At 74.5% G+C, this 15072-nt stretch carries 12 protein-coding genes and 1 pseudogene; 3 read left to right on the plus strand and 10 right to left on the minus strand.

What is annotated here, in order from left to right; all coding sequences use genetic code 11:
* Positions 1-211: 211 nt before the first annotated feature.
* From R2E43_RS12160 to R2E43_RS12185, 6 genes and pseudogenes are all read right to left on the minus strand, one after another.
* A pseudogene (locus R2E43_RS12160) lies at positions 212-1387 on the minus strand (FxsB family cyclophane-forming radical SAM/SPASM peptide maturase); the annotation flags it as partial.
* 184 nt (positions 1388-1571) lie between these two features.
* The gene (fxsA, locus tag R2E43_RS12165) at positions 1572-1766 is read right to left on the minus strand and encodes an FxSxx-COOH cyclophane-containing RiPP peptide (RefSeq protein ID WP_003973697.1); all 195 of its coding nucleotides are present in this window, start codon (positions 1764-1766) and stop codon (positions 1572-1574) included.
* A gap of 20 nt (positions 1767-1786) precedes the next feature.
* A complete protein-coding gene (locus R2E43_RS12170) occupies positions 1787-5077 on the minus strand; it encodes an SAV_2336 N-terminal domain-related protein (protein ID WP_319711163.1) in 3291 nt (1096 codons plus the stop codon).
* 148 nt (positions 5078-5225) lie between these two features.
* The gene (locus R2E43_RS12175; RefSeq protein ID WP_030873009.1) at positions 5226-6248 is read right to left on the minus strand and encodes an AAA family ATPase; all 1023 of its coding nucleotides are present in this window, start codon (positions 6246-6248) and stop codon (positions 5226-5228) included.
* Between the two features lie 169 nt (positions 6249-6417).
* Positions 6418-8673 (minus strand): VMAP-C domain-containing protein, encoded by a 2256-nt coding sequence (locus R2E43_RS12180; RefSeq protein ID WP_332056195.1) that lies wholly within the window; start codon positions 8671-8673, stop codon positions 6418-6420.
* The gene (locus tag R2E43_RS12185) at positions 8670-9140 is read right to left on the minus strand and encodes a CU044_2847 family protein (RefSeq protein WP_003973701.1); all 471 of its coding nucleotides are present in this window, start codon (positions 9138-9140) and stop codon (positions 8670-8672) included. The genes R2E43_RS12180 and R2E43_RS12185 overlap by 4 nt, the downstream gene beginning before the upstream one ends.
* Before the next feature lie 179 nt (positions 9141-9319).
* Between R2E43_RS12185 and R2E43_RS12190 the strand changes: the two genes are divergently transcribed.
* Positions 9320-9505, plus strand: a complete 186-nt coding sequence (locus R2E43_RS12190; RefSeq protein ID WP_011030139.1) for a DUF6104 family protein — start codon at positions 9320-9322, stop codon at positions 9503-9505.
* Between the two features lie 252 nt (positions 9506-9757).
* On the opposite strand, the gene R2E43_RS12195 is transcribed toward R2E43_RS12190, so the two are convergent.
* Positions 9758-10591 (minus strand): hypothetical protein, encoded by an 834-nt coding sequence (locus R2E43_RS12195; protein ID WP_003973703.1) that lies wholly within the window; start codon positions 10589-10591, stop codon positions 9758-9760.
* Between the two features lie 136 nt (positions 10592-10727).
* Between R2E43_RS12195 and R2E43_RS12200 the strand changes: the two genes are divergently transcribed.
* Entirely contained in the window at positions 10728-11678 is a 951-nt protein-coding gene (locus R2E43_RS12200) for a DUF4097 family beta strand repeat-containing protein (protein WP_159025370.1), read from the plus strand.
* Between the two features lies 1 nt (position 11679).
* On the plus strand, positions 11680-12762 hold the full coding sequence (locus R2E43_RS12205) for a PadR family transcriptional regulator (protein WP_003973705.1): 1083 nt from the start codon (positions 11680-11682) through the stop codon (positions 12760-12762).
* A 68-nt stretch (positions 12763-12830) separates the two neighbouring features.
* Here the strand turns inward: R2E43_RS12205 and R2E43_RS12210 are convergent, their stop codons facing one another.
* The 3 genes from R2E43_RS12210 to R2E43_RS12220 form a co-directional block, all read right to left on the minus strand.
* Entirely contained in the window at positions 12831-13397 is a 567-nt protein-coding gene (locus tag R2E43_RS12210) for a Clp protease N-terminal domain-containing protein (protein ID WP_003973706.1), read from the minus strand.
* Positions 13397-13606 (minus strand): helix-turn-helix domain-containing protein, encoded by a 210-nt coding sequence (locus R2E43_RS12215; protein ID WP_003973707.1) that lies wholly within the window; start codon positions 13604-13606, stop codon positions 13397-13399. Before R2E43_RS12215 ends, R2E43_RS12210 begins: the two co-directional genes overlap by 1 nt.
* A gap of 128 nt (positions 13607-13734) precedes the next feature.
* Positions 13735-14700: a zinc-binding dehydrogenase gene (locus R2E43_RS12220; protein ID WP_210983919.1), complete on the minus strand. Its 966-nt coding sequence runs from the start codon at positions 14698-14700 to the stop codon at positions 13735-13737.
* Positions 14701-15072: the final 372 nt, after the last annotated feature.

The following is a 15072-nucleotide window of genomic DNA, read 5'->3' on the forward strand; positions in this document are numbered from 1 at the left end:
GACCGACTGGCACTGTGCCGACGGCGTACGGACCAGCCGACGCCGGTCCGACGACCGACAGACCGACCGACGCCGGAGCCGTCGCGGACTGGCCGGTCGCGGACGGGCCCTTCGCGGCCGAACCATCCTCCGGAAAACCGTTCGCGGCCGAACCACCCTCCAGCAGACCGCTCACGACCGAACCACCCCCCGGCAGACCGCTCGCGGCCGGGCCGCCCGGAGTCGGTCCCCCCGCGGCGGCGGTGAGCCGCGAGGACACGTGGCGGATGAAGCGCTGGAGGTCCGCGCAGTACACGGACGGGTTCCGGAAGCCGTGCCCGGCGCGGTAGCGGTGCGCGTAGTGCCCGCCCCCGCAGACCCGCAGCAGCGGGCAGGCCCGGCACTCCCCCGCGAGCGACGCGGTGCCGGCGTGCCGGGCGGCGACGCCCGGGTGCCGCAGCGCGTCGTCGAAGGTGTGGCGGAACACGTCGAGGCCGGTGCGCGCGGCGCCGGGGTACGCCGACTTGAGGGAGTCGACCTGCTCGATCGACCCGTCGGTCTCCACCACGACCGCGTCGAACGGAGCGAGCCCCAGCGCTTCGGTGGCCGCGGGCAGACCCAGCAGGAGCGCCACGCACTCCTCGAAGAGCCGTACCCGGACCTCCCGCCGCCCGGCGGCCCACCAGCGGTCGAAGACGGCGCAGAGCCAGTCGCCGTACCGGACGCCGGTCCGGCCCGGCGGCGGCGCGGTCCAGTTGCCGTGCGGCAGCAGCAGGTCCAGCGCGGGCGGGCGCAGGCCGAGCAGCGACTCGTACGTCTCTACCGGGTCCAGCGTCGGGTCGACGACCGTCAGGAGCCCCGCGTACGACTCGGGGAAGCGCTCGGCGACCAGGCGGGCTCCCCGTGCCGCGGCGGGCCAGGACGGGCGGCCGGCGTGGTCCACCCGCCGTCGGTTGTGGGCGGCGGTGCCTCCGTCGAGGCTGATGCCGACGCGGATGCCGGCGTCGGCCAGGACGGCGAGGCGTTCCTCGGTGAGCAGGGTGGCGTTGGTCTGCACGGTGGCGTGGACCTGACACCCTCGCGGGACGAGCTCCCGCACCCGCCCGGTGACCTCGGCGAGCGGGCCGGCCCCCGCGAGCAGCGGTTCGCCCCCGTGCAGAACCAGGGCGAGGTCGCGCAGCGCGTGCCGCTCGGCGTGCTCGGCGATACGGGTGGCGGTGCGGTCCAGGACGGCGGCGGAGGCGGCGGCGGGACGGTCGCGCCAACTGCCGTCGGGGCCTTCGTAGAGGTAGCAGTAGGTGCACGCGAGGTTGCAGCGGCCGTGCATCTTGACTATGAACTGCCGGAAGGGAATGGGTCCTTCGGGGCCGGTCCGCCGACCGGGTGTGCCCGGAGCGGGATCGGTCATGGCCTGTTCCGACACTCCAGCACCCCCCATGCCGTGACGGTCCGCCGGCGTCGCCGCGAGTCGGCGCCACGGCACCGTGCCGCACGAAGCCGCATTCCCGGCGCGGCGGGTGCCCAAAACTCGGCGCCGCGAAAGTTGTCCTGTTCACATGTCTTCATGCGCCCGGTTGACCGCGGCCGGCCGGTCAGAAGGAGTTGTCGAAGCCCCACAGCATCTCGCTCGGCTCCGCGGCCCGCGCCCTCAGTTCTCCCAGCACCTCGCGCAGCACCGGATGTTCGACGGTGCCCAGCTGTGCGAGGTCCAGTTCCAGCAGGTCAGGCAGTGGCTCCCCGGCGCCCGCAGTCGCCTGCTCCGCCCCGGCCTCGTCCCGTATGTCCATGCCCCGTTCCTCTCCTCCACTCACTCCAGGTCGGCGAGCCGCTGCGCCGTCTGCCGTGCGGTCGGTTCCCCCGTGGCCAGCCGGTCGTCCGGCAACCGGTCCCACTGCGCCCGCGCCGCCGCGTAAGCCTCCCGGGCCGCGCGGGGCCGCACGGCCGCCTCGAAGGACATACCCCGCCAGTGGTGCGCCTGTGCGGCCAGCTCCACGGCTTCTTGGCGCCGACGCTCGGTTTCGGCCTCCTCCTCGGCCCGGCGGGCCGACTCGGCGGCCGCCCGGAAGGCCTCGACCGCCACGTCCAGGCGCGCCGCGCGGCCCAGGCTCTGGAACGCCTCGAACTGGGCCTGCCCCAGCTCCAGTCGGCAGCGTGCCGCCAGCAACGGGTCCTCCGCGTCGGCCGCGGCGAGCCCGAAGAGATGCTCCGCCTCCCGGAGGTCGACCCGGTCGCCGCGCGCCTGGTACCGGACCATCAGCGCCTGTCCGAGGAGCAGCAACCGGTGGGCGACGCGCCGGCTGCCCGCCGGAGTCTCCATCCGGCAGTCCCGCAGCACCCGGATCGCGCGGGACAGCTGGCCCTGGCGCCGGTCGGCGGGCTCCAGCGTGGCCAGCCGGAGCAGTACGCCGCCCCACTCGGCGAGCACGTCCGCGTGCGCGGGCGCGTCCCGGGACATCCAGTGCGCCGCCTGTGCGAACCGGTCGGCGGCCCCGTGCAGTTCGGGCGGCTCCCCCGACTCGGCGTAGCGTGCGACGGCCACCCGCCCGGCGCGGACCAGCAGGGCCGCGCGCTGCCCCTGCTCGCGGACCCGGCCGAGGGCCTCGTCGGTCCTGGCCTGGGCCTCGTCCAGCGGGCCGCCCGCCGACAGCAGCGCGTCGACGAGGTCGATCAGCACCCGGACCCGGTCACGGACGGACTCGTTGGTCTCCGGTGCCGGGCCGGCCTCCAGCCCCCGGCGCAGCGACCGCGCCGACTGCTCCGCGTACAGCCGGACCTGGACCGGGTCCGCCGTCACCTCCGACAGGCGCAGCAGGGTGCGGCCGTGGGCCAGCAGCAGCTGAGAGGGGCGGTCGCCGCGGTCGGGCCAGGCGTCGGCGAACGCCTCCAGCATGCCGACGGCACTCTGCAGAAGGGCGCTGTCGCCGCCCAGGCGCCACTGGGCCTCCAGGGAGGCGACCCGTTCCAGAGTGAGCCGCAGCGCCTCCGCCTCGTCCAGGCCGGGTGCCGCGCAGGCGACCGCGTACTCCCGGTCGGCGCGCCGCAGCAGGTCGAGTGCGCCGGACCGGTCTCCGCGCCGTCGCGCGTCGGTGGCGGCGGCGTGCAGTACGCGTGCGAGGACGGCGCGCTCGCGCAGGGCGTGCGGCGACGCGGCGGCCCGTTCGGCGGCCCGGGTGGCCTCCCGCAGCAGCGCGGTACCGCCCTGCACCTCCCACAGCCGCAGGGTGCAGCGCGCGTACTCGCCCCACAGCTCCGGGTCGGCGCCGGCCGGCCGTTCCTGCTCGGTGGCGCCGCGCAGCAGCTGCACGGCGTCGATGACGTCCTGAACCATGCCCTCGCCGTCGAACCGGGCGAGCAGGGCGCGCGCCCGGACGACCGCCCGGTGCGTGGGCCGCTCCGCGGTGACCTGCGGGCCGGTGCGGCTGTCGTACGTCGCGAACTGCTCGGGCAACGGCATGAACCGCTCCAGGATCCGGGCCGCGACCTCCGCGAAGGGCTGCGGGACCGGGGCGGTCCCGGCGTCGCCGCCGTTCTCGCCCGGGTACCCGGGCTCGCCGCCGGAGGGGTGCGGGTGCGGGCGTCCGGGGCCGCCGTCGCCGAGCTGGGCCAGCGCGAGCGCCGGGAAGTTGGGGCCGCCCTTGCCGAAGTGCTGTTCGATGTACTCCGAGCAGTGCTTGAGGACCAGCATGGCCTCGTCCCGCCCGAGCCGGGACAGCAGGGCCTCGCGCACCTCGGGGTCGATGTCGTACCACTGGGAGCCGTCGCCGCCCTGGTCCGCGCGGGCCCGGGTGACCAGGCCGCCGACCAGGACCTCGGCGAGCTCGGACGGGCCGGAGCCGGGCAGCATCGTCCGCTGGACCAGCTGCATCACCGGGAGGCAGAGCGGGGTCGCCGCGAGATAGACGGCCAGGCGCGCGGCGGCCGGAGAGGCACCGGCGCTGAACCGGCTGACCCGCTCCAACGGCGTGCGGCGGCGGTCCGGGCGGGTGGCCGCGGCGGCCGGATGGTCGGCACGCACCCAGCCCACGGCGCCGGGCACCGGACCGGCACCGGCCAGCAGCCGTGCCCACGACCCGAGGGCCACCGGCTCCGGCGGCAGCACGGGCACGGCCAGCGCACCGCGGCGGGCCTCGGCGGCGCCGGAGGCCGTGCGCACCCGCAGCACGGCGCCGCCGCCCAGGGTGTCACCGCGCGACAGTCCACCGAAGGTGACGGGCAGCCGGGTGCGGTTCCACATGCGCTGCGGCAGCGGCTGGAGCACGACGACGGGGCCCTGCCGGGTCAGGTGGTGGAGCAGCCGGTGGGCGTGGCCGCCGTGCCACAGCGGGCCGGCGCAGTCGCTGACCAGGACGACGATCCGGCGTCCGGTCGGATCGCTGAGCCGGTCGGCGGCGTGCAGCGGCGCACCGTACGGGTCGGCGCTGCGGCTGACGGCCGGGCCCCCGTCGGGCCCCTGGTGCAGATGGCTGACCTGGACGTCCGAGAAGGCTCCCAGCCGGCTGAAGACCTGGGCCAGTTCGGCGAACAGCCGGCCCCACACGCGCATCGAGGAGGAGGCGTCCAGCACCAGTTGCAGCCGGGCGTCCCGGCGGGACAGGTACCGGCGGACGGGCAGGATCAGTCCGCCGGCCCGGGCGCTCACCTCCGCGGTGGCGACCTCGTCGAGCTCGGACCGCAGGGGTGTGGCCGGACTGCGGTATCCCTGCAAGGGGCGCAGGGCACGCTGGAGTTCGAGCGGCGCGGGCAGCACGGGGGCGGCGGGCACACCCACCGGCAGTGCGCGGGCCGGGCCGGCTCCGTGCGCACCGGGCCCGTCGCCGGGGGGCAGCGGGTAGAGGGCCACGCGGCGGGCGGCCGGAGCGGCGGGCGGCTCGGGCGCGGGCGGCCGGGCCCGGTCCGGTGGCAGCGACACGGGTCCGGTGGGCGGCCGGACCACCGCGGGCGCCACGCGCGCGTCCGGGGCGGGCTCAGCGTCCGTGGCGTCGGCGGAGCGGGTCCACCGGGCCAGCCAGAGCGCGTCGCAGAGCTGCTCGGCGTCCGGATCCAGGCCGCTCTCCCGCAGCCTCAGGACGAGTCGGGCGAGCGGGTCGTCGGCGGGCACGGCGGCGCGCCCTGTCTCGGAACCCTCGCCACCGGAGCCGCCGGAGGTGCCGGAGCCGCCGGGGGTACCGGGGCCGCCGGAGGTGCCGGAGCCGCCGGAGGTGCCGTGGTGGCCGGGACCGTGGCGCGCCGTCTCGTCGGGCATCGCGTCACCTCGGGCGATCGAGCCGCTGGATGAGCAGGTCGGCCAGGCGGTCGCGGCTGGGCGTGGCGGCGGCGTCGGTGAGGTATATCGCGTTGAGCAACTGGTCCGTGGCCAGCAGCTCGCTGCGGGACCGCTCCAGGAACCGCGTGACGAGGTCGTCGCCCGCGCGTGCCGCCTCGTCGCCCAGGTGGGCCCGTACGAAGGTGGCGAGCCGGTTGTGGTCGGGGCGGCCCAGCTCCAGGTGGATGCAGCGCCGCATCAGCGGGGCCGGGAAGTCGCGTTCGCCGTTGCTGGTGAGCACCACGAACGGGAAGGCACGGCAGCGCACGCGGCCGTCGCGCACCGGCACCTTCACGCCGTCCGCGGTGAGCACCTCGGCCGTGCGGTCCGGCAGCCGGTCCGCGACGCGTTCCAGCTCGGGGATGGCGAACTCGCCCTCCTCCAGTACGTTCAGGAGGTCGTTGGGCAGGTCGATGTCGCTCTTGTCCAGCTCGTCGATGAGCAGGACGCGCGGCTTGTCGGAGGGCAGCAGCGCGGTGCCGAGGGGACCGAGCCGGATGTAGCCGCCGATGCCGTCGACCGCGCCCGGCGTCCCGGACCCCGGACCGTTGTCCGCCTGCGCGGCGATCTGCACGTCCTGCAGCCGGGCGATGGCGTCGTAGTGGTAGAGGCCGTCCTGGAGTTCGGAGCGGCTGACGATGGACCAGCGCAGTACGTTGCCCAGGCCCAGTTCGTAGGCCACCGAGTGGGCCAGGGTGCTCTTGCCCGCGCCGGGGCTGCCGGTGACGAGGAGCGGCCGGCGCAGGTACAGCGCGGCGTTGATCATCTCGAGTTCCTCGGCGCCCGGGCGGTGCAGCTCGGCCAGGTGCCGGTGGGCGCCGAGCCTGCGATCCTCGGACCCGTCGCCGGAACCCGCCGCGTCCCGGCTCGTGAAGTCCCGCCACGGGGGCGGGTCGGGAAGGCGGTCGATGCCGTCGTGGGGTTCGCCCGCGCCCCGGTAGATGAGCCACTCGCTGGATTCGCTCATGATCCAATCCTCGTCGTCACTCGTCCGGGGGGCGCTGTCGTCGTGGGGCGTCCATCACGGTATCGATCCTGAACGGGACTGGTAAGAGGCACATCGCTCAACGGGTGCCTCGTCAGGGGGAGTTGAAACGCCAGGGCGCGCGGTCCACGCGGACCCGCGCGGGCCGCGGTCACGGTGCCTCCAGCAGGTCGCCCGCGCCGGGCAGGGGCTGGTGCGGGTCGTCGTACAGCAGCGCTATGCCGTGGGCCCAGAAGGTCTCCGGCCGTCCCGATCGCAGTCTGTGGCGCAGGTCGCGCACCGCCTCGGGCAGTCGGTGGGCTCCGGCCGGGCCCGCGATCTGGTCCAGGGTGCCGCGGTGGAACTCGCCGCAGACCGTCTCCGGCAGCCCGTACCCGCGGCGCCACAGCGCCACGCCGAAGCCGCCGCGCACGAGCCGGGCGAGCCCCTCCGCGTCGCCCTGGACGCCGTGCGCGTCGAAGCGGCACAGCACCGGAACCGTGCCGTGCGACAGGCCCCGCAACTCCTCGACCGGCGGCACCGGTTTGCGCAGCCCGTCGTCGCAGTCCAGGACCGCGGCCGTCACCGGGTGGGCGTGCAGCCAGCGCCAGCGGGCCCTGCGTTCCTCGTCGATGTCCAGGCGGTGGTCACCGTTCTCGCCGTACGCGCGGTGTGCGGGGTACGCGCCGTGTCCGGGGTACGCACCGTGTCCGGAAGTCTCGCCGTACTCCGGGTTCTCGCCGTACTCCGGGTTCTCGCCGTACTCGGGGTTCTCGCCGTTCTCGGGGTTCTCGCCGTTCTCGGGGTTCTCGCCGTTCTCGGTCAGCTGGTCGCGGTCGGAGCAGCGCAGGACGACCGGGCGCTGTGTGCCCAGTCGCTCGTCCTCGGGGCCGAGCCGCCATTCGTCCACGTCGAGTGCCAGCAGCGAGGCCTCCGTCGCCACCTGCAGCACCGCCGGCCGGCCCGGCGTGTCGCACTGCCGGAACGCCTCCTTCAGGGGTGCGGACAGATGAGCGGAGAGGTCGGCCAGTGGGACGCGCTGGACCTCCTTGAGCCGCGTCGCCTCTCCGTCGGAGCGCACGACGAAGACCGACCAGTCGCAGCGGTCCGGTTCCCAGCCCCGCCGCACGATCTCCACCAGCACGGACGACTGCCCGGCGGCCGCGCCTTCCGGACCACCGGCGGGCGCCCCACGCGGCCCGGCGGCCGGGCCCGGGGCGGGCCGGCGCGCCGTCATCCTGGCCATCCGCCGTTCGACGAGGGCGCTCCGGCGGCCGGGGCCGAGCCGTTGGGCGGCCTGCCAGACCCCGGCCCACAGGGCCTCCTCGGCGGCCGGCGTACTGGGCGCGAGGAACGGGCGGTCCGCGGTCATGGCGTGCACCGCGTAGTCGAGCACCAGGTAGAGGGCGCCGTCGTCGCGCGCGTACTCGTACAGGGCACCGAGTCCGTCGCGCCAGCCGCGCGGGGCGGGCAGCGGAGCCGGTGCCTCGAAGTCCTGCAAGGAGTCGAGGAGGTCCAGCAGGGAGCGGGTGCTGGCGGGCGGCGGCAGGTCCGCCAGGCGTCCGAGCAACTGGACGCGCTCGTCGGGGCTCAGCGTCTGACCGGGCCGGGCCCCGAGCTGGCCCTGCACGTCCGCCCACGTGTGACGGCGCGCGTCCGGATGGCGCTGCCGGTCGCGGTGGTAGCGGTCGTGGGCGTGCACCACCGCCTGGTACAGGTCGTCGGGTTCGCTCTTCAGCTCGCCGGCGGGCACGGGCAGCGTCCGCAGTTGTTCGAGCCCGGTGGAGGTGCCCCCGCGCGCGTGGTCGGAGCGCGACTTCAGTACGCCGATGACCTCGCCGCGCTCCGGATCGATCACCGGGCCGCCGGAGACACCGTCCGGGAGGTCGTTGTCCCCCAACCGCATCTGGACGTCCGCGTTCCAGCCGCCGATCGTGCCCTGCACGGTGAGGGTGCCGTCGAGCATCCTCAGTCGTCCGTCGACCACCGTCCAGCCCGCGTACAGGACCGTGCCCTCGCCGAAGTAGGCCGCCGGGCGCTCGGAGAGGTACACGCACTCGTGGTCGACCGGCTCGCTCAGCCGCACCAGCGCGAGGTCGGGGGCAGGCCAGTTCCCGGGCAGGCGTCCGGCGCCCTCGGGAAGGGCCGCCGCCACCTGGCCCGAGACCGCGGACATGCCGCGGCCCGGTGCGGGCTCGTACACCACCACGACCTCGCCCCCCTCACCGCCGCATGCCACGTGTGCGCAGGTCAGAACCCAGCTCGGGGCGATGAAGTAGCCGCTGCCGAGGAACGTCCCGGGTTCGTCGAGGGCATACCCGGCGTCCGGCCGATGAATGCGAACGGTCGCCGCCATGACGAGGCCACGCAGCGCACGGCGGGCCGCGTCCCGGGCCCCCGGTGCGCCGGGGGCGCGTCCGTGCGTCATGCCCCGCTCCCGGAAGCAGCGGCACCGCTCCCGCCGTGCCCCGGGGCGCGGGCGGACGCGTCCGCGGTGGGGTCGGGGGGCTCACCACCCGGGGCGCGCGTGTCGGGCGCGGACGGATCCGGCGGGCCGCCGTGCCAGGTGAGGGTGACCGAGATGCCCGCCTTGGCCTCGCCGTCGGCGAGGAGGCCCACGACCTTGCCTGCCTTGGCCGTCAACTCGATGCCGAACTGGACGCTCACCTCGTCCGGCCGCACCGAGCGCAGCGGTTCCGCCAGCGAGCGGGCGACACCGGTCACGAGCGCGTTCAGGCTCTCCACGCTCGCCTCGATCCGCTCGGTGAAGCCGGTGTCGCTGTACGACAGCTGTCCGGACGGTGCCGGCAGCTCGGCCGCGCCCGAGATCCGGGCCCAGACCGGTGTCCCGTCCGGCAGCACGATGCGTGTGACACGCGTCGCTTCCTGTCCCATGCGATTCCCCCGTCCCCGCGCCCCTCGACGGCCCCGGAAGGCACGGCCCCGTGGGCGCCTATCCTTGTGCTGTCTTCTTCACAACTGACGGAAAGACCCCATCTCTCCACCCTGCAGGCACAGGTTTCTTCCCGCCCGGGAGGCTCTCAACCCTGCAAAGACCCGACGGAGCACGATCCATGTACTTCACCGACCGCGGCATCGAGGAGCTGGAGAAGCGGCGCGGCGAGGAGGAGATCACCTTCGAGTGGCTCGCCGAGCAGCTGCGCACGTTCGTCGACCTGAACCCGGACTTCGAAGTACCGGTGGAGCGCCTGGCCACGTGGCTGGCACGGCTGGACGACGACGAGGACGAGGACGAGTAGGGACGCGGGGAGACAGGCAACTGCGCCGGGAGGCAGACGGCGACGCACGGGCGGCGGGCGGAAGCATCGAGGCACACCGCCGGACTGGACCGACACGGCGGACCGGCACCGGCGGACCGGATCGTCGCGGCGGACCCGCGCCGTCGGACCAGACCGGCACCGTCGGACCGGACCGACGCGGCGGACCCGCACCGCCGGACCGGATCGTCGTGGCGGACCGGCACCGTCGGACCGAACCGTCGCGGCGGACCGTCAGGTGTGCCTGGAGAGCCCGTAGGCCGCGCCGAGCGCGCCGTGTCCGACGAGCAGGGCCCCCGCCGCGGCCCAGCCTCCGCTGCGTCGCCGCAGACCCCAGACTGTGAGCGGCAGGCCTGTCGCCACCTGGGTCAGGGCCAGGACGCGGGCGCCCGGACCGCCCGTCCAGGGCATCCAGGCGGCAAGAGGGCTCTCGTCGACGGTCGGGCGAAGTCCGGCGGACTCGGTCCGGCGCACCCCGGGCAGGGCGCGGGCGGCCGCGCCGAGGCGGGCGGCGCCTTCCCCGGGGTCGAGCCCTGCGGGGAGGCTGATGCCCCCGCGCGCGAGCACCGCCAGCAGTCCCCGCAGCCTGGCCCGGGCACCGGCTCCGGCCCCGAATTCGCGCTCGGCGTCCGGGTCGGCCCGGGTCAGCCGGTCCAGCGACTGCACGTCCAGGACCGGGTCCAGGCCCAGCCGGGCGGCGAAAGTGCGCATCGCCTCGTCCTCGCCGGCCGGTGTGCCGTCCGCGAGCCACACGTAGCCCACCGGGCGGCGGAATCCGGACGCCAGGACGTATCCGGCCCGGTCGGCGTCCCACCACAGGGCGAGTACGGGCCAGGGGGCACCGACGGCGAGCGCCGCGGCCCAGCCGGCGACGACCCGGTCGACCGGTTCGCGCCCGTCCCGCCAGGGCCCGCCCTCCGGCACCAGCGCGCTCCACTGCGCACCGGCCCGGACCAGCGGCATCCGTTCGCCCAGCAGCGGAGCGACCGCGGCGACGGAATCCGGCTCGGCCCGGCAGAGCAGCAGGGCGCCGGGAGTGGGAGCAGAAACCGACTCTTCCGTCGACATATCGACAAGATAGGACACATCGCCCCATTCGCCGATCGCTGATCACCAGAACGGGTGTCTTGACTTTCCATGCCCGCGATATATCGTGAATTTCGAAGGACGCGATATGGCGCGTTCGGTCGAGGAGGTCTGCACCATGTCCGAGTGGTCCGTCGCGGAGCCCAGGAAGCTCACCTTCGACGAGTCCGTGACCCGGCTCCAAGTACGCATCGTCAGCGGAACAGTGAACGTGGTGGGCACGGACGAAGGTTCCGCCCGCCTGGAGGTGTCCGAGATCGACGGGCCCCCGCTGATCGTGACCCACCGGGACGGCGTGCTCACGGTGGCCTACGAGGACCTGCCCTGGAAGGGCTTCCTGAAGTGGCTGGACCGCAAGGGCTGGCGCCGCAGTGCGGTGGTGTCCCTGGCGGTGCCGACCGGCACCCGGGTGGAGGTGGGGGCGGTCAGCGCCGCGGCCGTGGTCTCGGGTCTCGACGGACCCGCCGAGGTCAAGGGCGTATCCGGGGACACCACTCTGGTGAGCCTCGCGGGCCCCGTCCGCGCCGACACCGTCTCGGGGAACGTGGAGGCGCAGGCCCTCACCGGCGACCTCCGCTTCAACTCCGTCTCCGGCGACCTGACGGTGGTGGAGGCGGGCTCCTCCGTGCGGGCCGACTCGGTCAGCGGTTCGATGATCGTCGACCTGGACCCAACCGGAGGCCCCACCGACATCAGCCTGAACAGCGTCTCGGGCGAGATCGCCATCCGGCTGCCCCAGCCGGCCGACGCCCAGGTCGAGGCGAACACGGCCAGCGGCATGGTCAGCAGCGCCTTCGAGGACCTCCGGGTCGGCGGCCAATGGGGGGCCAAGCGCATCACCGGACGGCTCGGCGCGGGCAACGGCCGGCTGAAGGCCACCACGGTCTCCGGCTCGATCGCCCTGCTGCGCCGTCCGGCGACGGAGGACACCCCGTGGGAGCGGAAGCCGGAGGAATCCGGCCCGACGGGCACCGCACGGCACGACTCGGGGGACAATTCCGCTTCCGTCCGGGACCAGGGCGCCACCGACGCCCCTTCCGACGGCACGACCGACAAGAAGGTGCTCTGACATGCCCCCCGTCTTCGCCCACGGCCGCCTCCGCCTCTACCTGCTCAAGCTCCTGGACGAGGCCCCGCGCCACGGTTACGAGGTGATCCGGCTCCTGGAGGAACGCTTCCAGGGCCTGTACGCCCCGTCCGCGGGCACGGTGTACCCCCGCCTGGCCAAGCTGGAGGCGGAGGGCCTGGTCACCCACACCACCGAGGGCGGCCGCAAGGTGTACGCCATCACGGACGCCGGCCGCGCCGAGCTGGCCGACCGCAGCGGCGAGCTGGCCGACCTGGAGCTGGAGATCCGCGAGTCGGTCGCCGAGCTGGCCGCCGAGATCCGGGCCGATGTGCGGGGTGCGGCCGGCGATCTGCGGCGGGAGATGCGGGCCGCGGCCACGGCGGCCCGCCGGGGCGCCTCAGGGGCGCATGACGAGGGGGACGGCTCCACCTCCACTGCCGGGGAAGGGGACGAGAAGGAGGCCTGGCGGGCCGCGAAGGAGGAGATGCGGCGGGTCAAGCAGGAGTGGAAGGAGCAGGCCCGCCGCGCCAAGGACGAGAGCCGCCGCGCCCGCGACGAGGCCCAGCGGGCCCGGCGCCAGGCCAAGGAGGCCCAGGAGCGGGCCCGGGCCCAGGCGCAGGAGGAGGTCCAGCGCATCGCCCAGCGCGTGCAGGAACAGGTGCAGGACCACTTCTCGCGGGGCGACTGGCCGACGGGACTGCGTGAGGGCCTGAGCGAACTGGCCAAGGAGGTCGGCGACTTCGGAAAGGACTTCGGGAAGGAATTCGGCAAGGACTGGGGCTTCGGACGCACCGACACCGGGAGCCCCGCCTCGCGCGCGGAGCGTTCCCCGGACCCCGAGTACTCCGTCACCCCCGAGGACTTCCCCGCCGGATACGCGCCGAGCTGGGCCCACGAGGACGCCGCGGAATCCACCGGTGACCCGGCGCGCGACCTGGACCGGCTGCTCGACCGCTTCCGGGACGACATCCGCGACGCCGCCCGGGACCACGGAGTGACGTCCGACCAGTTGCGCGACACCCGCCACCGGCTGTCGGAGGCAGCGGCGCACATCGGGGCGATCCTGCGTACGCCGAAGGCCTGAGCGCGGCACGGCACGGCGCCCCCGGCTCCCCAGGGGCGCCGCGCGCCGGTGAGCCGCCGTACCACCGGTCAGGCGCAGGACTTCCCGGCCCCCTCGTCCAGCACCCTGGACAGCGACGCGTGGGTCACCCCGTGGTCGGCGAGCACCTCGGCGGGCACTCCGGGACGCAGGGCCAGGGCGAGGAGGAGATGCTCGTCCCCGATGTGCCGGTCACGGCGGGCGACGGCGACCCGCAGCGCCTTCTCCAGGACCTCCTTGGCGCCTCGACTGAAGCTCCGGTGTCCCGACCACCGGCGCCCGCGCTTGCGGTCGTCGGCGGACATCGCCCCCACACCGTGGGCCTCCTCCACCCTGGCGACGATCTCCGTGACGTCGATTCCCAGTCCGGCGAGGGCCTCCGTCTCGGACTGCGACAGACCCGCACGACGTCGCGCGTCCCCCAGCTCCCGGCGTACCGCGTCCCGGTGCTCGCCGACGCCGAGGGCCGCCAGCGCGAAGGAGGCGCGACTGCCCTCCCGGTCGAGCAGGGCGAGCAGCAGGTGTTCGGGCTCGACGGTCTCCGCCCTCGCCTCCTCGGCGTGTCCGGCCGCCCCCTGCACGACCGCGCGGGCGTCCTTCGTGAATCGCTCGAACATCAATGCCTCCCGTACTTCTTGTGCACGGCCTGCCTGCTGACTCCGAGTTCCGTGGCGATCTCCTGCCACGACCATCCCTGCCGGCGGGCGCTGCGCACCTGTACGGCTTCCAGTTGCTCCACCAGCTTCCGCAGGGCGGTGACTGCTCGCAGCCCGATCCGGGGATCACGGTCACCCGCACGCGTGGCGAGATCCGTCGCTTCACTCATACAGTCAACCTAGGTTGACATGACTCGCTTGTCAACCCTGGTTGACATGGGTGCCGGCGGTACCGCACGGCGTGGACATGCGAACGGCGGGCCCGGAGAACCGGACCCGCCGTGTCTGGGGGAACGCGTCAGGAGTTGCTGAGCACGATCTTGCCGAACTGCCCCCCGGAGGCCATCCGCTCGAACCCGTCACGGGCCCGGTCCATCGGAAGTACCTCGTCGATGACGGGACGCACACCGGTGGCGGCGCAGAAGGACAGCAGGTCCTCCAGCTCGTCCTTGGAGCCCATCGTGGAGCCGACGACCTTGAGCTCCAGGAAGAAGATCCGGGTGAGTTCGGCGTGGGAGGGCCGGTCACCGCTGGTGGCACCGGAGATGACCAGCGTGCCGCCGGGCCGCAGCGACTTGATGGAGTGCGACCAGGTGGCGGCGCCCACGGTCTCGATCACGGCGTCGACCCGCTGCGGCAGCCGCGCACCGCTCTCGACGGCCTCCACCGCACCGAGCTCCAGCGCCCGCTTGCGCTTGGCCTCGTCCCGGCTGGTGGCGAAGACCCGCAGCCCGGCCGCCTTGCCGAGCACGATCGCGGCCGTGGCGACCCCGCCGCCGGCGCCCTGCACCAGCACCGAGTCACCGGGACGCACCCCGGCGTTGGTGAACAGCATCCGGTACGCCGTCAGCCAGGCGGTCGGCAGGCAGGCGGCCTCCTCGAAGGAGAGCTCCTTGGGCTTGGGCAGGATGTTCCAGGTCGGCACGGCGACCTGCTCGGCGAACGTCCCCGGATAGCGCTCGGTGAGGATGGAGCGGGGCTCCTTGGGGCCGACGCCGTGGCCGGTCTGGCCGATCACGGAGTGCAGGACGACCTCGTTGCCGTCCGCGTCGATCCCGGCGGCGTCGCAGCCGAGGATCATCGGCAGCCGGTCCTCGGGGAGGCCGACGCCGCGCAGGGACCACAGGTCGTGGTGGTTGAGGGAGGCGGCCCTGACATCGACGACGCTCCAGCCCGGCCGGGCCTCGGGAGCCGGAAGCTCTCCCAACTCCAGGCCGGCCAACGGCTGGTCGCGGTCGATTCGGGCGGCATAGACAGCGAACATGACCCTGACGATAGGTTCCCCACCCCCCAACCGGAACCGCAGCCCCGTGTGACACACCCCCTCTTGCCAGCCACCCCGGCCCCCAGCTGGGTCAGTCGCGCCTGCCAGCGCCCCCCAGCTGCGGACAGTCGTGCCTGCCAGCCCCCCCCCCCCAGCTGCGGACAGTCGTGCCTGCCAGCCCCCCCCAGCTGCGGACAGTCGTGCCTGCCAGCCCCCCCAGCTGCGGGCAGTCGTGCCGCTGGGGCGGCACGGGTGGGCGCAGCGGCACCCGCCCCGCGCCGGCCGGCGCCCCCACCCCCGCCCAGCACCAGCGCACCCGCACCCCCACCCGCACCCGCACCCGTACCGGCACCGGCACCGACACCGACACCG

Source organism: Streptomyces violaceoruber (assembly GCF_033406955.1).
Taxonomy (GTDB): Bacteria; Actinomycetota; Actinomycetes; order Streptomycetales; family Streptomycetaceae; genus Streptomyces; species Streptomyces violaceoruber.